This window comes from Actinosynnema sp. NPDC037264, assembly GCF_055603705.1.
Genome location: NZ_JBVJVK010000007.1, coordinates 189,593 through 208,697, shown reverse-complemented (window position 1 = coordinate 208,697; position 19,105 = coordinate 189,593). Strand labels below are relative to the sequence as shown.

Here is a 19,105-nt window from a genome sequence, read left to right as displayed (position 1 = left end):
CGGATGTCCACGACGACGACGTCGAACCCGGCAACGACGGCCGCACCGGGCGCGCGCGCACCCCGACCGCGTTCGGAGTCGCGACCGGCGCGGAGGGGCCGTCGGCTGCGCGCGCTCGTCGGGGCCGCGTACGCCGCGCCGACCGCCGTGGTGGTGGGGCTGTTCTTCCTGGTGCCGTTGGCGCTCGTGGTCTGGATGTCCCTGCACCGCTGGCCCTTGCTGGGCAAGGCGAAGTTCAACGCGCCGGCCAACTACAGCGGCATCGGCGAGGACGAGCTGCTCCGCTCCGCGGCCTGGTTCACGGTCAAGTACACGGTGGTCATCACGGTGCTGCTGTTCGTGGTCGCGTTCGGGCTGGCGCTGCTGGTGCAGCACCGGAGGCCGGGCGTCGGCTTCTTCCGCACCGCGTTCTTCCTGCCGACGGCGGTCGGGTTCGCCAGCGCGTCCCTGCTGTTCCTCGGCCTGCTCAGCGACGAGATCGGGCCGGTGACCGACCTGCTGTCGTGGCTCGGGCTGGTCGACGGGTACGTGTCGTGGACCAGCGGCAGCCCGGGCTCGGCGCTCGGGTCCGCGGTGCTGCTGGTGCTCTGGCGGTTCGCCGGGTTCACCATGCTGATCCTGCTGACCGGGCTGCACGCGATCCCGCCGGACGTCTACGAGGCCGCCCGGGTGGACGGCGCGAACCGGTGGCAGACGTTCCGGCGGATCACGGTGCCGCTGATGCGGCCCACGATCGCGCTGGTGCTCACCCTGATGACGACCGGTTCGCTGCTCGCGTTCGACCAGTTCTGGATCCTCACCCGCGGCGGGCCGGACAACAGCACCACCTCGCTGGTGATGGTGATCTACCGGGAGGCGTTCATCCGGCTCGACCTCGGCTCGGCCGCGGGCATCTCGGTGGTGCTGCTGGTCGTGCTCGTGGTGTTCAACGCCATCCAGTTCCGCGTGCTGCGCCGGAGGTCGTCGTGAAGACCACCGCGGGCAACCGCCGGGGCTACTACGTCACCGGCACGGCGCTGGCGATCCTGTTCCTCTTCCCGCTGGTGTGGGCCGGGTTCGCGTCCGTGCGCACGGACACCGGGTTCGGGCTGGAGAACTACGCCCGGCTGTTCACCTCCGCCAACGGCGTGCGGCTGGAGCACGTGCTCAACAGCGTGGTCGTCAGCGCGCTCACGGTGGGCGGCACGCTGTTCACCGCCACCCTCGGCGGCTACGCGTTCGGCCGGTTCCGGTTCCCCGGCCGCGACGCGCTGTTCCTGCTCACGCTGGCGATCCTGATGGTGCCGTACGCGACGATCCTCATCGCCCTGTACGTGCTGCTGGGGTGGCTGGGGCTGGAGGACTCGCTGGTCGGGCTGAGCCTGGTGCTCATCACGTTCCAGCTGCCGTTCTCGGTGTTCCTGATGCGCAACTCGTTCGAGGCCGTGCCGCTGGAGCTGGAGGAGTCGGCCCGGGTCGACGGCTGCACCAGCGCCGGCACCCTCGTGCGGATCATGCTGCCCGCCGTGCGGCCGGGCCTGGTGACCGTCGGCCTGTTCGCGTTCCTGACCTCGTGGAGCGAGTTCTTCGCGCCGCTGATCCTGCTCAACTCCACCGACAAGTTCACCACCACCCTCGCCGTGGTCAACATGCGGACCGCGAGCCACGGGTCGATCGACTACGCCGCCCTCGAAGCGGGGGTGGTGTTCATGGCAGTTCCCTGCCTCGTGCTCTTCGCCGCCATGCAACGCAGCTACGTCCGCGGGTTCACCTCAGGCGCCGTCAAGGGCTGACCCCGCTGTCCGATGCTGCTTCGTCCGGCAATCGGAAGGAAGATGATCGTGTCACGATCATGGATGAGAACGGTGCTCGGCGCGGTGGTCCTCGCGCTGGCGGTGAGCGGCGCGGGCGTCGCGCAGGCCGAGCAGGCGCGTGACGTCACGGCCGCCGCCAACCCGGCGACGTGGAGCCCGCCGTCGAACCTGGTGACCCCGCTGAACCAGGTGTGGTCGCACCAGGAGAGCACGTACGGCAACCTGTACGGGTTCCGCAACTACGGCTGGGACCAGGTCTTCGTCAACGGCGGCTACCTGAACTTCTGCGTGCGGTGGGACTCGTCGGCGCCGGTGAGCGCGTCGCTGCGCGACCGCATCCACGCCAAGCTCGCCGAGCAGTACAAGACGTGGACGGACCTGATGGTGGGGCACAACAACTGGCCCTACGCGCAGGTGCCCGTCAAGGTCGTCGGCTGGGCCGTGCGCGACCGCAGCACGTTGCAGTGGAGCGACAACTCGGTCGACATCTACGTCAACAACATCCGGGAGAACGCGCCGCAGTGCGCCGAGCAGTGCGGCCGGTTCTTCGTCCGCGACGGCCAGTACCGCAACTGCCCCGGCGGGGTGCCCCGGCACTACGACCAGTCGTTGTGGCTGACCGCCGGCATGGGCGGCGGCGCGGGCGGCGACTGGGGCCAGCGGATGGGCAGCGAGTACTTCGTCAACAACCTCGGCAGCACGGACGTGACGATCCTGCTGCACGAGATCGGGCACACGTTCGGTCTGGACGACTTCTACGACTGGACGCCCACCGGCGTGTCGAGCTTCATCATGAAGGCCGGCAGCGCCCGGAACATCACCGAGTTCGACGCGTGGATGTTCCGCGACTGGTGGCGGCACCTGAAGAGCCGCTACGGCCGCTGAGCGACGCCGGCGCCCCCGCGGCCCTGCACCCCGGGGGCGCCGGCCCTCCTCCCCACCGCGAGTCCTGTGCCACCACGTCACGGAAGGTGACGCGCATGTCCATGCCCACTCCATCACGTCGTGCCGTGCTGCGAGCGGGCGCGGTGGTCGCCTCGGCCACCGCCCTGCCCGCCCTGAGCAGCACCGCCGCCGCCGCCGACCCGGTCGCCTCCGCCGCGAGACCGGACACGGGCGCGTCGGCGCACGCGTTCCCGCTCGGCGCGGTGACGCTGCTGGCCGGACCGTTCCAGACCAACACCTCCCGCACCCACGCCTACCTCAAGTTCCTCGACGCCGACCGGCTGCTGCACACCTTCCGCCTCAACGTCGGCCTGCCGTCGTCGGCCGTCCCCTGTGGAGGGTGGGAGTCGCCGACCACCGAGCTGCGCGGCCACTCCACCGGTCACGTGCTGACCGCGCTGGCCCAGGCGTACGCGAGCACCGGCGACACCGCGTTCCGCACCAAGGGCGACTACCTGGTCGCCCAGCTCGCCACCTGCCAGGACCGGGCTCAGGCCGCCGGGTTCAACACCGGCTACCTGTCCGCGTTCCCGGAGAGCTTCATCGACCGCGTGGAAGCACGCCAGCAGGTCTGGGCGCCCTACTACACCCTGCACAAGATCCTGGCGGGCCTGCTGGACATGCACCTGCTGGCGGGCAACGCCCAGGCGCTCACCGTGCTGACCCGCATGGCGGCGTGGGTCGGCCGGCGCAACGGCCGGCTGACCCTGGCGCAGCGGCAGAACATGCTCAAGACCGAGTTCGGCGGCATGAACGAGGTGCTGACCAACCTCTACCAGCTCACCGGCGACCCGGCGCACCTCACCGCCGCGCAGTACTTCGACCACGCCGAGATCTTCGACCCGCTGGCGAACAACGTCGACGCGCTCAACGGCTACCACGCCAACACCCAGATCCCCAAGGCGGTCGGCGCGATCCGCGAGTACCACGCCACCGGCCTGACCCGGTACCGCGACATCGCGACCAACTTCTGGAACATCGTGGTGGGCACGCACACCTACGCCATCGGCGGCAACTCCAACGGCGAGTACTTCAAGGCGCCCGGCCGGATCGCGTCGGAGCTGTCGGACCACACGTGCGAGTGCTGCAACACCTACAACATGCTCAAGCTGACCCGCCAGCTGTTCCGCACCGACCCGAGGGCCCACTACTTCGACTTCCACGAGAAGGCCCTCTACAACCACCTGCTCGGCGGGCAGGACCCGGCGTCCGCGCACGGCCACCACAGCTACTACGTGCCGCTGCGGCCCGGCGGCCGGCGCACGTACAGCAACGACTACCAGGACTTCACCTGCTGCCACGGCACCGGGATGGAGACCAACACCAAGCACTCCGACAGCATCTACTTCCACGCCGGCAACACCCTGTACGTCAACCTGTTCATCGCCTCCACGCTCACCTGGCCGGGCCGGGGGATCACCGTGCGGCAGGACACCTCGTTCCCCGAGTCGCCGTCCACCCGCCTCACCGTCACCGGGTCCGGCCCGATCGACCTGCGCGTGCGCATCCCGTCCTGGGCCGCCGGCGCCCAGCTCAAGCTCAACGGCGCGGTGCAGGACGTGCCGACCGTGCCGGGCACGTACGCCCGCCTGGACCGGACGTGGAGCAGCGGTGACGTGGTGGACCTCAGCCTGCCGATGGCGCTGACCCGGGAGCCGGCGCCGGACAACCCGGCCGTGCAGGCGGTCGAGCACGGACCGATCGTGCTCGCGGGCGGCTACGGCACGACCGACCTGACGTCGATGCCGACGCTCCAGCCCGGGACCCTGCGGGCCACGACCACCCCGCTGCGCTACACGGCGACGGCGAGCACGGGCCAGGTGACGCTGCTGCCGTTCTACCAGGCCCACGGCCAGCGCTACACGGTCTACTGGAACGTCACCGACACGCCCGCGCCGCCGCCGTTCATCGCGCACTACCCGTTCGACGAGGCGGCGGGCTCGGTGGCGGCCGACGCCACCGGCAACGGCCGGACCGCCACCCTCGCCGGCGGCGCGCGGTGGACCACCGGGCGCACCGGCTCGGCGGTCGACCTCGGCGGGGCGGGAGAGCACGTGCTGCTGCCGGCCGGCCTGCTGGCGGGCGCCACGGCGTTCAGCGTGGCCACCTGGGTGTGGCTGGGCGCCGTGACCACGTGGGCGCGGGTGTTCGACTTCGGCGCGGGCACCAGCACCTACCTGTTCCTGACCCCGCGCGGCGGCTCGGCCGGCGGCGCCCGGTTCGCCATCACCACCGGCGGCGCGAGCGCCGAGCAGCGCATCGACGCGCCGTCACCCCTTGCCCGCCGGCGCGTGGACGCACGTCGCCGTGACGCAGGCGGGCAACCTGGGCGTGCTCTACGTCAACGGCGTCGAGGCGGCCCGCAACACGGCGCTGACCGTGCGGCCGTCCGCGCTCGGCAGCACCACGCAGAACTGGATCGGGCGCTCCCAGTACGCGGGCGACCCCTACCTGGACGGCGCCGTGGACGGCTTCCGGGTCCACGGCCGCGCCCTCACCGCCGCCGAAGTGGCCGACCTGCACGCGACCGGCCGCTAGCCACCACCCCCCACCGTTAGGACTCACCCATGCGCACCCGACATCGGGCGGTGAAGCTGGGCGCGGCACTCGCGCTCGTCGCCTCCGCCGCCGTCGCACCGGCCGCGTCCGCGGCCAACCCGATCATCACCAGCGTCTACACCGCCGACCCCGCGCCACTGGTCGTCGGCAACACCTTGTACGTCTACGCGGGCCGCGACGAAGCGCCCACCGGCACCAACAACTTCGTCATGCGCGAGTGGCGGGTGCTCTCCTCGACCGATGCCGCCACCTGGACCGACCACGGGGCGAAGGCGAACATCGGCACCTTCCCGTGGGCGGGCGCGGACGCCTGGGCCAGTGAGGTCGAGGCGAAGAACGGCAAGTACTACTGGTACACCTCCGTCAACGGCAACGGCGCGGGGTGGATGGACATCGGCGTCGCGGTCGGCGACAACCCGCTCGGGCCGTTCCGCGACGCCAAGGGCGGTCCGCTGATCAGCGACGGCACGCCCAACTCGTCCGGGCTGAACATCGACCCGACGGTGTTCACCGACGACGACGGCCAGTCCTACATCTACTGGGGCGGCTACTGGGGCGCGCGGGCGGCGAAGCTCAAGCCCAACATGATCGAGCTGGACGGCGCGGTGGTCACGCCGCAGGGCCTGGCGAACTTCTGGGAAGCGCCCTGGATGTTCAAGCGCAACGGCCTCTACTACCTGATGTACGCGGCCAACGACACCAACGGCTGCGTCACCGACTCCAACTACGCCTGCCAGCGCTACGCCACGGCCACCAGCCCGCTGGGGCCGTGGACGCACCGCGGCGTCGTGCTCGACCGGGTCTCCTCGACCACGAACCACGCGGGCGTGGTGCAGTTCAACGGGCAGTGGTACATCGTCTACCACAACGCCAACGCGCCCGGCGGCGGCAACTTCCGCCGGTCCGTCGCGGTGGACCTGCTGCACTTCAACGCCGACGGCACGATGCGCAAGGTCACCCAGACCACGACCGGTCCGCCGCCGAACCCCGGCGCCGACCCCGGCACGGGCACGAACCTGGCCACCTCGGCGACCGCGTCCACCTCGCACGTCTCGGCGTGGGAGTCACTGGCCGCGCTCAACAACGGCGGCACGCCCGCGAGCTCCGCGGACCGCTCGAACCTCGCCTACGGCAACTGGCCCGAGCGCGGCACGCAGTGGGTCGAGTACCAGTGGCCGACCAGCCGCTCGATCAACAAGGTGGCCACGTACTGGTTCGACGACGACCAGGGCATCGACCTGCCCGCGTCGTGCAAGGTCCAGTACTGGAACGGCAGCGCGTACGTCGACGTGCCCGGCCAGTCCGCGTGCGGCGTGGCGGGCAACGCGTTCAACACCACCACGTTCACCGCCGTGAACACCACGCGGCTGCGGTTGTCGATCACCTCGAAGCCCGACTTCTCGACGGGGGTGTTGGAATGGCAAGCCTTCCAGGCGTGACCCGACGGCTGGCGACCGCGGTGGTGCTCGGCGCGCTCCTCGCGCCGGTCCCCAGCGCCTCCGCCGCCCAGACCATCGGCTACCCGACGTTCAACGGACCTTCGATCCCCGCGCCGCCGGTCGGCTACAGCACCGGCAGCACGATGAAGGCCATCTACGACGCCGAGAGCGGCGGCACGGACTTCTGGATGGACCGCCTGCTCGCCCGCCCGGGCAACGACCCGGCGGGCCCGTGGCTGATGACCCGCGGTCGCGGCGCGTTCATGTACACCCACAACCCGGCCGTGATCGGCTTCGGCGGCAACGCTGCGTACTGGGACAACATCAGCAGCCAGAACGCCTACGCCGTCACCGTGGGCTCGGGGACGCTGACCGAGCAGGTGTCGAGCCGGTGGCAGGCCCCGAGCCACTGGAAGGGCGTCTACACCGGCACGGGCGTGCGGGTCGAGGTGGCGAAGTTCATCACGCACAACAACGTCGCCGTGACCAACCTGACCGTCACGAACACCGGCTCGGCGTCCGCCACCCTGCCGCTGCGCGTCACCTCGCCGTACGCGACCACGGTCAGCGGCGCGGAGCTGACCGGCTCGCGGCAGGTGAAGAACAACCTCACCACCATCCGGCCGCGGTTGTCCGGCGACGGGTTCACCGCCGCGAGCGGCGTGCTGACCAGGTCCGTCACGTTGGGCGCCGGCCAGTCGACCACCACCAAGGTCGTGATGGGCTTCGTCACCGACGAGATCCCCGAGTCGCTGACCGAGTACAACGCCTACCGCGGCCACTCGCCGTCGGTCGCGTTGGCCACCCACGTGCGCGACTACAACCGCTGGTGGGCCGACCACATCCCCTACATCGACGTGCCCGACCCGGCGATCAAGAAGATCGTCTACTACCGCTGGTGGCTGATGCGCTTCAACCACCTCGACGTGGACATCCCTGGCCAGGACTTCCAGTTCCCGGTCTCGATCGAGGGCGTCACCGGCTACAACAACGCGATCGCGCTGACCCAGCCGATGCACATCGACGACCTGAAGTACCTGCGCGACCCGGTCTACTCGTACGGTCCGTGGCTGTCGGTCGGCCAGTCGTCCAAGGGCGGCCGGTTCATGGACAACCCCGGCGACCCGGAGAACTGGTCCAACTCCTACACCCAGTACATCTCCGAGGCGGCGTGGCGCAGCTACCAGATCCACGGCGGCCAGCCCGCCATCGCGGGCAACCTGGCCAAGTACGCCGAAGGTGACGTGAAGGGCCAACTGGCCACGTTCGACACCAACAACAACGGCGTCATCGAGTACGACTGGGGCGCCATGACCGGCAACGACGCCGACGCGGTGTCGTTCGACTGGCGCGCGGGCAACCTCGACCGGGCCGAGACGGCGTACGTGTGGAGCGGCGCGTCGGCCGCGCGGCAGGCGTACGCGCTGATCGGCGACACGGCGAAGGCGAGCGAGATGCAGGCGCTGGCCGACCGGATCCGCAACGGCGTGGTGACCACGCTGTGGAACCCGTCGCGGCAGCTGCTGGAGCACAAGCACGTGGCCACGAACGCCCACGTGCCGTGGAAGGAGATCAACAACTACTACCCGTTCTCGGTCGGCCTGATGCCGAACACCGACCAGTACAAGCAGGCGCTTCGGCTGTTCGCGGACCCGGCCGAGTACCCGGTGTTCCCGTTCTACACGGCCAACCAGCGCGACAAGGCCGAGGCGGCGCAGGCGGGCCACCCCGGTTCGAACAACTTCTCCACCATCAACTCCACGGTCCAGTTCCGGCTGTACTCCTCGGTGCTGCGCAACTACCCGAACCAGTGGATGACCGCCGAGGACTACAAGAAGCTGCTCTACTGGAACACCTGGGCGCAGTACGTCGGCGGCAACACGCAGTGGCCCGACGCCAACGAGTTCTGGGCGAACTGGAACGCGGGCGCCAAGACCATCGACTACCGCTCGTGGATCCACCACAACATCCTGGGCAGCAGCAACTGGACCGTGGTGGAGGACGTGGCCGGGCTGCGCCCGCGCACGGACAGCCGGATCGAGCTGTCGCCGATCAACATCGGCTGGTCGCACTTCGCGGTCAACAACCTGCGCTACCGCAACATGGACCTGAGCGTGGTGTGGGACGACCCGGCCGACGGCGTCACCCGCTACAACGGCGTGCCGCAGGGCTACTCGGTCTACCTCAACGGCACGCGCGCGTTCACCGTCGACCGGCTGACCCGGGTGCTCTACAACCCGGCGAGCGGCGAGGTCACGTTCCCGTCCGGTGCCGGCACGGTGAACCACAGCGTGCCGGTCAGCGGGTTGCAGGCGCCGCAGAGCGTGGCGCACGGCAGCGCGCGGATGGTCGACGTGTTCGCCAAGGCGGGCGTCGACCTGACCTCGACCACGCCGAACCTGGCGCAGGGCGCGGGCGTCACGGCGTCCTACACCGCGTCCGGCACGTCGGTCGGGGCGGCGGTGGACGGGTTCCCGACCAACGAGCCGCTGTGGGGCACGTCGGGATCGCCGAACGGCACCGACCACTACGAGATCGACTTCCGGCAGCAGCGGACGGTCGACGAGGTGCGGCTGCACTTCCGCGACGACCGGGCGGGCAACCGGTACCGCGCGCCGTCGTCGTACGCGGTCCAGTACTGGAACGGCTCGGCGTGGGTCGCCGCGGCGGCGCAGAGCAAGACGCCGACGACGCCGAAGGCCAACTACAACCGGGTCCGGTTCACGCCGGTGTCCACGCAGCGGATCCGGGTCCAGGTGACGCACGCGTCCGGGTTCAAGACCGGGTTGACCGAGGTGAAGGCCTACAACCGGGGTGGCGGCACGGATCCGCAACCCCCGCCGAACCTGGCCGGGTCCGCCACGCCGTCGGCCTCGTACACCTCGCCGTGGGAGTCGGTGGCCGCGATCAACGACGGCGTCGACCCGCCGTCGTCCAACGACACCGTCAACCCGCGGTGGGGCACCTGGCCCAACACCGGCGAGCAGTGGGCCGAGCTGACGTGGACCTCGGCGCAGTCGGTGCGCTCGGCGCGGGTGTACTTCTTCGACGACAACGGGGGAGTGCGCGTGCCGGCGTCGTGGAAGGTGCAGCACTGGAACGGGTCGGCCTACGTCGACGTGGCCGGTGCGAGCGGGTACCCGGTGGCGACGGACGCCTACCAGGAGGTGACGTTCACGCCGGTGAGCACGACGCGGTTGCGGGTCGTGCTCCAGAGCGGGACGGACTCGGTCGGGCTGCTGGAGGTGAAGGCCTTCGGGTGACCGGACGGGTGTGAAGAGGGGGACCGGTCGCGCCGCCGGTCCCCCTTTCCACGCGGCGGTGTCAGCAGCCGCCGCAGTTGTAGTAGGTAACGTCCCAGTGGTTGCTCTCCAGGAAGTAGACGTTCCCGGAGCCGGAGCGCCACTTGTTGCCACCGATGTAGGCGAAGGTGCCGCGGATGTAGTTGCCGAGGCACGTGGAGAGGCTGTAGTCGAGCTTGTAGCCGTTCCAGTGGCTGTAGGTGCCGCTGGCGTGCCCGGTCTCGGTGCCGCCGGTGATGTTCAGCGCGCAGCCGGTGGCCCGCTTGAGGGTCTCGGCGCCCTGCACCGTCGTCAGGTTGATCTGCGAGAACGACGTGCAGGTCGGGTTGTTGCGGTCGCTGCACCCGCCGCTGGAGGACCACGTGATGCCGGCGGCGCGGAAGCGGGCCGCGGCCTCGGCGTGGGTCAGCTTCGTGACCAGGGCGGTGACCGGGGTGTCGGCGGCGGGGGAGAAGACGGTGTCCTGGACGGCCTCGGCGGGCGCGGCCGAGGCCGTCGTCGCGCCGGTGAGGGCGAGCAGTGCCGTGGCGGCGGCCACGACGGCGGCGCGGAAGCGACCGGTACGCATGGGGGACTGTCCTTTCGACGGGCAGCCCTCGCCGAGGCCGGGATGGCGGGGAACGGCGTGAGGGCTGCGGCAGGGGTCGTCGGACAGCCAGCTTAAGTGCCGGCAACTTACCGCACAGCAGCCAAGTGGGAGATTTTCTGACCAAACGAACCGTGGTATGGCGGCCGAGTCGTGCGCACGGGCTTGATTGCCGGAAACCGGCAATAAACGGGGTCTCGGAGCGGCCGGGGTGCGACATTGTTCCCGTACGCCTCGTCGATCACCATTGATGCAGGTCAGGGGAAGTCGGGGGACAAGGGATCCGGGGGGATCGGGGGGAAGGGGATCGGGGGGACAGGGGGAAACGGGGGAACGGTTCCACGCCGGTTGGGGAGCGGGCGGGAACCGGTCGGCACACCGGAGCACGGGCAGACCACGCCCGTGCTCCGGTGTGCTTTCCGCCGGCGGTTCGAACCTCGCGGGGTCGGCGGTAATCGGCCGGCGCGATCGGGGCGTCCGCTCTACGGTGGGCCGCGGCAGGTGATCGAGCCTTGAGGAGGAATGAGATGCGGCGACTCGACGGTGTGCTCCGTCCCGGTGCCCCTTCCCACACCCTCGAGGACCGTCATTCCCACTCGAACCCTCAACCTGGGCGTGCTCGCGCACGTCGACGCCGGTAAGACCAGCCTCACCGAGCGGCTGCTGTTCGACCACGGGACGATCCCGCGGCTGGGCAGCGTCGACGGCGGTGACACGCAGACCGACAGCGGCGAGCTGGAACGCCGCCGCGGCATCACCATCCGCTCCGCCGTCGCGTGGTTCAGGCTGGGCGATCCCGTGCTGGGCGACCTCCAGGTGAACCTGGTCGACACGCCCGGGCACCCCGACTTCATCGCCGAGGTCGAACGCGCCCTGTCCGTGCTCGACGGCGCGGTGCTGGTGATCTCGGCGGTCGAGGGCGTGCAGGCGCAGACCAGGGTGCTGATGCGCTCGCTGCGGCGGCTGCGCCTGCCGACGCTGCTCTTCGTCAACAAGATCGACCGGATGGGCGCGCGGCACGACGACCTGCTCGCCGAGATCCGCCGCAGGCTCACGCCCGCCGTGCTGCCGATGGTGCGGGTCGAGCGGCTCGGCACGCGTGACGCGGCCGTCGTCGCCCGCCCGTCCGTCGACGGCGCGTTCCCGGCGGAGGCGGCCGAACTCCTGGCCGACCACGACCTGCCGCTGCTGGGCCGGGTGCTCGACGGCGACGTGCCCGACGACGTGTCCGGGCCGCTGCGGGACCAGACGTGCCGGGGGCTGGTGCACCCGGTGTACTTCGGCTCGGCGGTGTCCGGCGCCGGCACGGCCGAACTGGCCGACGGCGTGCGGCGGTTCCTCGCGCCACGCCCGGCGCCGTCCGACGACCTGCGCGGCACGGTGTTCGCCGTCGAACGCACCGGCAAGGGCGAGAAGGTCGCCTACCTGCGGCTGTTCTCCGGCACGCTGCACGGCCGGCAGCAGGTGGCGTTCCGGCGGCGGGACGCCTCGGGCGCGGTGGAGGAGTACCGGGGGCGCGTCGCCGGGCTGGAGGTCGTCGGCGGCGGGTCAGGTCCGCTGACCGCGGGCGACATCGGCAGGCTGCGGGGTCTGCCGCGGGTGCGCGTCGGCGACCGGTTGGGCGCGGACGACGACGGGCCGAGGGCGCACTTCTCGCCGCCGATCCTGGAGTCGGTCGTCCGGCCCGAGCACCCCGACCGCGCGGCCGCACTGCACGCCGCGCTCACCAGGCTGGCCGACGAGGACCCGCTCATCCGGACCCGGACGGCCGGGGGCGGCGCGACGTCCGTGCTGCTCTACGGGGCCGTGCAGCGGGAGGTGATCGCGGAGCGGTTGCAGCGCGAGTTCGGCATCGTCGCGGTGTTCGAGCCGGTCCGGCCGGTGTACTTCGAACGGCCGGTGGGCCGGGGCGAGTCCGTGCACGAGTTCTCCCCGCGCGGACCGAACGACTTCTGGCAGACGGTGGGCGTGCGCGTCGAGCCGTTGCCGCCGGGCACCGGCAACACCTTCACCAGGCAGGCGCAGCTCGGCCTGCTGCCCAAGGCCTACCACCGGGCGATCGAGGAGGCGGTGACGTCGACGCTCCAACAGGGCCTGCACGGCTGGGAGGTGACCGACTGCGCGGTGACGATCACCCACGTCGGGTACCGGGCGCCGAGCACGGTCGCCGCCGACTTCCGCCACCTGACGCCCATCGTGGTGCTGCGGGCGTTGCGGCAGGCGGGCAGCGCGGTCCACGAGCCGGGCTACACGGTCGAGGTGGAGGTGCCGGACGACGCGCTCAGCGCCGTGACCGGTCTCCTGCTCTCGCTCGGCGCGGACCTCGGCCCGGCCGCGGAGTCCGGCTCGTCGTGGCTCGTGCCGGGCGACATCCCGGCCCGGTCGCTGCACGACCTCGCCGCCGCCCTGCCGGGCCTGACCCGCGGCGAGGGGAGCATCTGGCACGAGCCGGGGCCCGCCCGCCGCGTCCGCGGCCCGGCGCCGACCAGGGCCAGGACGGACGGCAACCCGCTCGACCACGACGAGTACCTGCGGTTCCTGTCCAACCGGAACCTGGTCGACCGGTGACCCCGTGACTACCCCACCGGGCGAGCCGTCAGCCCGATCCCGGCCGCGGTCGGGTCACCGTCAAGCAGGGCGGCCATGACGGGCCAGCTCCGCCAAACGCACGTCGTCCGCCGGCCGCGTCGCCGTCCACCCGGGTTTTGACAGGTACTTGTCAAACTGCCAGATTGTCCGATGTGACCGCACTGTCCGATCCGGGCCGGGAGTTCACGGACCTCCTGGCCGAGGTGTCCCGGGTGCACGGCCTGCTCCTCGCCGCCGGTGACGGGCTGGCCGGGCCCGCGGGCCTGACCGGCGCCCGGTGGCAGGTGCTCGCCGTGGTGGACCACGGGCCGCGCACGATCGCGGACGTGGCCCGGGCGATGGGGCTGACCAGGCAGGCCGTGCGGCAGACGGCGACCGGCCTGGTCCGCGCGGGCCTGGCCGAGTTCCGGGACAACGTGCGCGACCGCCGGGCCAGGCTGCTGGCGCCCACCCCGCGCGGCCGGACGGCCCTGCGCGAGGTCGAGCTCCGACAGGCGGAGTGGGCGAACGACCTGGCCGCCCGCCTCCCCGCCACCGGACTGCGGGCCGTCACCGGGACGCTGCGCCACCTCGGTGAGGTGTTGCAGGGCCGATGACCGTTGCTCGGCACCGGGATGCGGGCCGGCACGCGGTGAGGGTCGGCTAGGTCAGGAACATCGAGCCCGCGAAGGCCCGCACCATCGCCTCCGGGTCGCGATCGGTCCGCGACAGCGCGCCGGTGTTCCACAACGTCGCGAAGCCGTGCACGAGCGACCACGCCGCGACCGACGCCAGCTCCGGGTCGGGCCGGTCGGCGACGCCGCCCGCCAGTGCCGCCCCGGCCCGGTCGCGCGCCTCGGTCAGCGCCGGGTCGTCGCCGTGGTAGAGGTCGGGCCGGAACATCACCTCGAAGTGCGCCCGGTGCCCGACCGCGAAGCGCACGTAGGTCGCGCCCAGGTCGACGATGTCGCCGCCGGCCGCCACCGTCGCGTCCAGCGCGTCGGCCAGGAGCGTGAAGCCCTCGGCGGCGAGCGCGGTGAGCAGGCCCGCCTTGTCCTTGAAGTGGTGCACCGGCCCCGCGTGCGACACCCCGACCCGCCGGGCCAGGTCGCGCAGGCCGACGCCGCCGGGGCCGTGCTCGGTGATCGCCTCGACGGCCGCGTCCAGGACGGCGCGGCGCAGGTCCCCGTGGTGGTACGGGCGCTCGGTGGTCACCCCCGGCAGCCTACCCGCGATCTAGTCATTGACAAGTTGCCTGGTCGCACGCAATCTTGTCACTGTCAAGTTCGCGTTCACGAAGGAGTGCCAGTGGCACCGCTCGTCATCCTCGTCGTCGTCACCCTCGCCCTGGTCGGCCTGCGGGCCGTCGGTGTCACCCGGGTCCCGACCTGGCCGTTCGCCGTGCGGTGCGGCGTCGCGGCGATGTTCGTCGCGACCGGGCTGGCGCACTTCATCGGCATGAGGGAGGAGCTGATCGCGATGGTGCCGCCCGCGATCCCCGCACCCGGCCTCGTGATCACGGTGACCGGCGTGCTGGAACTCGCCGGCGCGGCGGGCGTCCTGTGGCGCCGGACCGCGCCGTGGGCGGCGGCCGGGCTCACCGCGATGCTCGTGGGCATGTTCCCGGCGAACGTCTACGCCGCCGAGAAGGGCCTCTCACCCTCGTTCGGCGACGCCCTGCTGCCGCGCACGCTCATGCAGCTCGTCTTCCTCGCGGCCACTGTGAGCATCGTCGTGCACTACGCCCGCACCCGCCGGTCCCTCGACTCGCGCGAGGAGGTGCGCGCCTGACCGCGGCCGTGCTGCTCCAGGTCGTCGGCGACGCCCTTGTCGAGAGTGACGCGGACCAGCGCGGCGGCGAACCGGGCCAGGTCGTCGGCGGGCACGAGGCGGGCCAGCGCGCGGCGGTCCTCGGGCAGCCCCACGCGGCCGGCGCCCGCCAGCGCCTTGTCGTCCAGGAACGGGCGCAGCTCCGGCCACACCCCCTGCGCCTCGCGGCAGAAGATGGCCGAGCCGACCGGGCCCAGGCGCGGTGTCCGTTCGAGTGCCGCGCGCAGGCGTGCCACGTCACCGCCCGCGTCCTCGCGCAGCCGGCGCAGGTCGCCCTTGTAGTCGTCCAGCACCAGTTGCGCGCCTTCGCCGAGCGCGGTGGCCGTGCTCTCGTCGTAGCGGACGTAGTGGGCACGGCCCAGCGCGTCGACGCGTTGCTGCCACGTCGTCCCCGCCGTGCCGCGAGGGGTGGTGCAGCCCGCCGCGGCCAGCTCCCGCGCCGCGGCCACGGCGATGTCCGCGCGGATGCGGGTGGACAGCAGCACGCTGAGCACGAGCAGCCGGTACAGCGGCGACGGCGTGTCCGCCAGCCGGATGCCCGCCTGCTCGGCGTACGTCCGCCCGGCCCGGTCCAGCAGGCGTCGGGCGATGTCCTCGTGCTCGCTCATGCCGTCCGGTTACCCCGGCGGGTCCACGGCCACGTCATCAACGCCCACACCGCGAGCACGAAAGCGCCTTCCGGCACCAGGTACCACGGCCAGTCGCCGAGCAGGTCCAGCACGGACGCCGTCGACGGCTTGCGGTTGAGGTAGCCGTAGTTGGAGCCGAGCGCCGCGTTGAGCGCGAACATCGCAGCCGCCCACCCGACCGTGACCAGCACGGCCAGCCGGTAGCCGCGCCAGTCGGGCCGCAGCCCCAGGCCCCACGTCAGGTAGACGGCGGCCCAGACGACGAACAGGTGGGTGGCCCAGAACAGCAGGAAGCCGAGGTCCGGGAAGTCGACCCGCAGCACGGGCGTGATCAGCGCCTGGACGCTCAACGTCAGGCCCCAGTAGTACGTGAGCGCGAACGCCCACCGCCGTTGCGACCACAACGCGTAGGCGGCGATCGGCCCCGCCAGGTCGGACAGCTGCAACGGCAGCGAGTACTGGACGTTCCAGCGCGGCGGCAGCATCAGGTAGGTGTGGATGCCGACCTGGAGCAGCAGCACGATCGCGGCGAACACACGCGAGAAGCGGCGTGACGGGCGCGTGCGGCCCAACACCACCACGGCCGCGGCGCCCACCGCGAACAGCCCGAGCACGACCCAGTGCGAGAGGCCGAACGCGGTGAACTCCCGGGCGATGGGCAACGACGCCACACGTCGGGCTACCCGCGGCACGGCCGGGCGACACCCGGTGGTGTCAGCCGGCGACCACCTGGTCGAGCGTCGGCACCACGGTCAGCACCCGGTCGACCTCGGTGAGCCGCAAGGGGTGGACCACCGACCGCCGGCTCGCCACGACCGCGAACCGGACACCGGCCGCGACCGCGCGGTGGTGGGCGTCCAACAGGGCCGAGATGCCGAGCGAGCCGAGGATGGTCACGTCGGTCAGGTCCACCACCAGCACCGGTGGCCGCAGCTCCAGCTGCACGTCCAGCTCGGCGCGGATCAGGTCGACACCCGCCAGGTCGACCTCGCCGGTGACACGCGTGACCGGGAGGCCGTGCACCTCGGTCGTGTCGATGGCGAGCTCCTCACCCTGCCAAGGCCGATCGGTCATGGACGACGCCCCCTCGCTGGACCTCCGTTGTGACCGTGGCGTCGTCCCCGTCCGGCTCGGCGTTACGCCTGGCGTGGACGCGGCATCGGTTACGCCATCCGCACGCCGGGTACTCCTCCGGTCTCCGGGGACATCGGAGGTGGTGGCATGGCCGACCCGCCCAACGGCGACGGTCGCGGCGCGGTCGTGGTCGGGTTCGACGGTTCGGAGCAGGCGCGGCTGGCGGCGTTCTGGGCGGCTCGGGAGGCCGCGAGCCGCGGGTGCGCGTTGCTCGTGGTGGACGTCCTGCGCGTGCCGATGCCGGACCTGGCGTTGACGTCGATGACCGTGCCGCTGCCCGAGGCGATGACCGAGGAGGCGGTGCGCGGGTACGCCGAGGAAGAGCTGGGCGCCGTGGCCGCCGAGTGCGAGCGGTTGTGCGCGGGCCTGGAGGTGCGGACCCGGCTGGAGCACGGCCACCCGGCCGACGCGTTGAGCGCGCTCGCCCGTGACGCCGAACTGCTCGTCGTCGGCTCGTCCGGGCGTTCCGGGCTGTCCAGGGCGCTGCTCGGCTCGACCACCGCGGACCTGGTGAACGCCCACCGCCGACCGGTCGTCGTGGCCCGCGGCGACGGCGGTGGTGACGGCCGGGTGGTCGTCGGGGTGGACGGGTCGCCGACGAGCGAGCGCGCCCTCGGCTTCGCGTTCGACTTCGCCGGGCGGCACGGGCGCGACCTGCTCGCTGTGCACGCGTGGGCCGACCTGCCGGTGGAGGCCGTGGCCCCGATCTGGGCGGCGCGGTCGGACCTGGGGCAGGTGGAGGCCGAGGCGGAGGCGCTGGTGGAGCGGACCCTGGCCGGACACCGCGAGGCGCGCCCGGAGGTGCGGGTGAGCCGGGCGGTGGCCTTCGACGGTCCGGCGCACGCGTTGCTGGAGCACGCCCGCGACGCCGACCTGCTCGTGGTGGGCAGTCACGGCCGTGGCGCGGTCCGCCGCGCGCTGCTCGGCTCGGTGAGCCACGCCGTGCTCTACCACGCGCCGTGCTCGGTCGCGATCGTCCACCGCGACCACGACACCACGACCCCACGAGGAGGGGACGCGTGAACCCGCAACTCCGCGACCACGGACCGGACCTGTCCGTCCGGTCTGACCAGGCTCTCCGCGACCACCAGCGGACCGCGGCGACCCCACCGCATCGTGACCACGAACCGGACCCGCCCGACCCGCTGACCCCGGATCCGATCCCGCGCCGGCCGCAGCCGTCCGGACCCGAGCCGGTGCCACCGAAGCCGATCCCGCCACCGATCCCACCCACCTCCGACCACCTCGACCGCGACCGTGGCCTTGGACGCGGCCTTGACCTTGACCGCGCCCGCTGATCGTGGCGGACATCGGAGGTCTCACCTGGGCGCTCACCATCGGCCTGGTCCTCGTGCTACTGGCGGTGGACCTGGTGCTGGCGGTCGTGCGCCCGCACCGCGTCAAGATCGGCGAGGCGACCGCCTGGTCGGTGTTCTACGTGCTCTTCGCGCTGCTGTTCGGCGTCTGGTTCACGCTGGCGCACGGTGGGCAGGCCGGCACCGAGTACTTCGTCGGCTACCTGGTGGAGAAGAGCCTGTCGGTCGACAACCTGTTCGTGTTCGTGATCATCATGTCGACGTTCGCCGTGCCGGAGGCGCACCAGCACAAGGTGCTGACGTTCGGCATCGTGCTGGCGCTGGCGCTGCGCGGGGTGTTCATCGCGGTCGGCGCGACGCTGTTGGCGTTGTTCTCGTTCGTGTTCCTGCTGTTCGGCCTGCTGCTGCTCTACACGGCCGTGCAGCTGTTCCGGCACCGGGACGAGGACCCGGACGTCGAGGACAACGTCGTGGTGAGGACCGCGCGCCGGGTGCTGCCGATCACCGACGACTACGAGGGCGGGAAGCTGTTCACCCGCGCCGGGGGCCGGCGGATGGCCACGCCGCTGTTGCTGGTGCTGCTGGCGATCGGCAGCATCGACGTGCTGTTCGCGCTGGACTCGATCCCGGCGGTCTTCGGGATCACGTCCGAGCCGTACGTCGTGTTCGTCGCCAACGCGTTCGCGCTGCTCGGGTTGCGGGCGTTGTTCTTCCTGGTCAAGGGTTTGCTCGACCGGTTGGTGTACCTGTCGACGGGGCTGTCGCTGATCCTGGCGTTCATCGGGGTGAAGCTGATCCTGCACTGGGCGCACCAGGACCTCGACCCGCGCGTGCCGGAGGTGCCGACGCTGCTCAGCCTCGGCGTGATCGTCGTGGTGCTGACGGTGGTGACCGTGGCGAGCCTGGCCAGGACGCGGCGCGACCCGTCGGTGAAGGCGCGTCCCGGCTCGCTGCGCGCCCGGCGTGCCCAGCCCTCCGAACCCCACCGTCCGGAGTGACCCCTC

General features: G+C 71.6%; 16 protein-coding genes. 11 read left to right on the top strand and 5 right to left on the bottom strand.

From position 1 onward, the window contains the following. Positions 1-3 precede the first annotated feature (3 nt). From ACZ7GX_RS11865 to ACZ7GX_RS11840, 6 genes are all read left to right on the top strand, one after another. Positions 4-969 carry a carbohydrate ABC transporter permease gene (locus ACZ7GX_RS11865; protein ID WP_498775592.1) on the top strand — a complete coding sequence of 322 codons (966 nt, stop codon included), beginning with the start codon at positions 4-6 and terminating at the stop codon, positions 967-969. Continuing rightward, positions 966-1,772, top strand: a complete 807-nt coding sequence (locus ACZ7GX_RS11860) for a carbohydrate ABC transporter permease (protein ID WP_498775590.1) — start codon at positions 966-968, stop codon at positions 1,770-1,772. Before ACZ7GX_RS11865 ends, ACZ7GX_RS11860 begins: the two co-directional genes overlap by 4 nt. Before the next feature lie 63 nt (positions 1,773-1,835). Beyond that, complete coding sequence (locus tag ACZ7GX_RS11855) at positions 1,836-2,678, top strand: hypothetical protein (RefSeq protein ID WP_498775588.1); 843 nt, start codon at positions 1,836-1,838, stop codon at positions 2,676-2,678. Positions 2,679-2,773: 95 nt separating this feature from the next. Beyond that, entirely contained in the window at positions 2,774-5,296 is a 2,523-nt protein-coding gene (locus ACZ7GX_RS11850) for a beta-L-arabinofuranosidase domain-containing protein (protein ID WP_498775586.1), read from the top strand. 9 nt (positions 5,297-5,305) lie between these two features. After that, complete coding sequence (locus ACZ7GX_RS11845) at positions 5,306-6,736, top strand: glycoside hydrolase family 43 protein (RefSeq protein ID WP_498775584.1); 1,431 nt, start codon at positions 5,306-5,308, stop codon at positions 6,734-6,736. Further along, the gene (locus tag ACZ7GX_RS11840; protein ID WP_498775580.1) at positions 6,733-9,999 is read left to right on the top strand and encodes a galactose-binding domain-containing protein; all 3,267 of its coding nucleotides are present in this window, start codon (positions 6,733-6,735) and stop codon (positions 9,997-9,999) included. The genes ACZ7GX_RS11845 and ACZ7GX_RS11840 overlap by 4 nt, the downstream gene beginning before the upstream one ends. Before the next feature lie 61 nt (positions 10,000-10,060). Here ACZ7GX_RS11840 and ACZ7GX_RS11835 read toward each other — a convergent pair whose 3' ends face one another. Further along, entirely contained in the window at positions 10,061-10,606 is a 546-nt protein-coding gene (locus tag ACZ7GX_RS11835; RefSeq protein ID WP_498775578.1) for a hypothetical protein, read from the bottom strand. Positions 10,607-11,239: 633 nt separating this feature from the next. Here ACZ7GX_RS11835 and ACZ7GX_RS11830 point away from each other — a divergent pair. Then, on the top strand, positions 11,240-13,192 hold the full coding sequence (locus tag ACZ7GX_RS11830) for a GTP-binding protein (protein WP_498775576.1): 1,953 nt from the start codon (positions 11,240-11,242) through the stop codon (positions 13,190-13,192). A gap of 173 nt (positions 13,193-13,365) precedes the next feature. Then, positions 13,366-13,809: a MarR family winged helix-turn-helix transcriptional regulator gene (locus tag ACZ7GX_RS11825; protein WP_498775574.1), complete on the top strand. Its 444-nt coding sequence runs from the start codon at positions 13,366-13,368 to the stop codon at positions 13,807-13,809. A gap of 46 nt (positions 13,810-13,855) precedes the next feature. Here the strand turns inward: ACZ7GX_RS11825 and ACZ7GX_RS11820 are convergent, their stop codons facing one another. Then, complete coding sequence (locus ACZ7GX_RS11820) at positions 13,856-14,407, bottom strand: TetR/AcrR family transcriptional regulator (protein WP_498775572.1); 552 nt, start codon at positions 14,405-14,407, stop codon at positions 13,856-13,858. Between the two features lie 93 nt (positions 14,408-14,500). Between ACZ7GX_RS11820 and ACZ7GX_RS11815 the strand changes: the two genes are divergently transcribed. Further along, entirely contained in the window at positions 14,501-14,983 is a 483-nt protein-coding gene (locus ACZ7GX_RS11815) for a DoxX family protein (protein ID WP_498775570.1), read from the top strand. Here the strand turns inward: ACZ7GX_RS11815 and ACZ7GX_RS11810 are convergent. Genes ACZ7GX_RS11810 through ACZ7GX_RS11800 form a run of 3 tightly spaced genes read right to left on the bottom strand, consistent with a single transcriptional unit; the run spans position 14,932 to position 16,725 of the window. Beyond that, positions 14,932-15,630, bottom strand: a complete 699-nt coding sequence (locus ACZ7GX_RS11810; protein WP_498775568.1) for an endonuclease — start codon at positions 15,628-15,630, stop codon at positions 14,932-14,934. The genes ACZ7GX_RS11815 and ACZ7GX_RS11810 overlap by 52 nt on opposite strands. After that, positions 15,627-16,322, bottom strand: coding sequence for a YwaF family protein (locus ACZ7GX_RS11805; protein WP_498775566.1), 696 nt, complete (start codon positions 16,320-16,322; stop codon positions 15,627-15,629). Before ACZ7GX_RS11805 ends, ACZ7GX_RS11810 begins: the two co-directional genes overlap by 4 nt. Before the next feature lie 43 nt (positions 16,323-16,365). Next, the gene (locus tag ACZ7GX_RS11800; protein ID WP_498775564.1) at positions 16,366-16,725 is read right to left on the bottom strand and encodes an STAS domain-containing protein; all 360 of its coding nucleotides are present in this window, start codon (positions 16,723-16,725) and stop codon (positions 16,366-16,368) included. Positions 16,726-16,872: 147 nt separating this feature from the next. On the opposite strand from ACZ7GX_RS11800, the gene ACZ7GX_RS11795 reads away from it, so the two are divergent. Together ACZ7GX_RS11795 and ACZ7GX_RS11790 are read left to right on the top strand one after the other, a co-directional pair. Then, positions 16,873-17,808 carry a universal stress protein gene (locus ACZ7GX_RS11795; RefSeq protein ID WP_498775562.1) on the top strand — a complete coding sequence of 312 codons (936 nt, stop codon included), beginning with the start codon at positions 16,873-16,875 and terminating at the stop codon, positions 17,806-17,808. Between the two features lie 277 nt (positions 17,809-18,085). Further along, positions 18,086-19,099, top strand: coding sequence for a TerC/Alx family metal homeostasis membrane protein (locus ACZ7GX_RS11790; protein ID WP_498775560.1), 1,014 nt, complete (start codon positions 18,086-18,088; stop codon positions 19,097-19,099). The last annotated feature ends 6 nt before the right edge of the window (positions 19,100-19,105 follow it).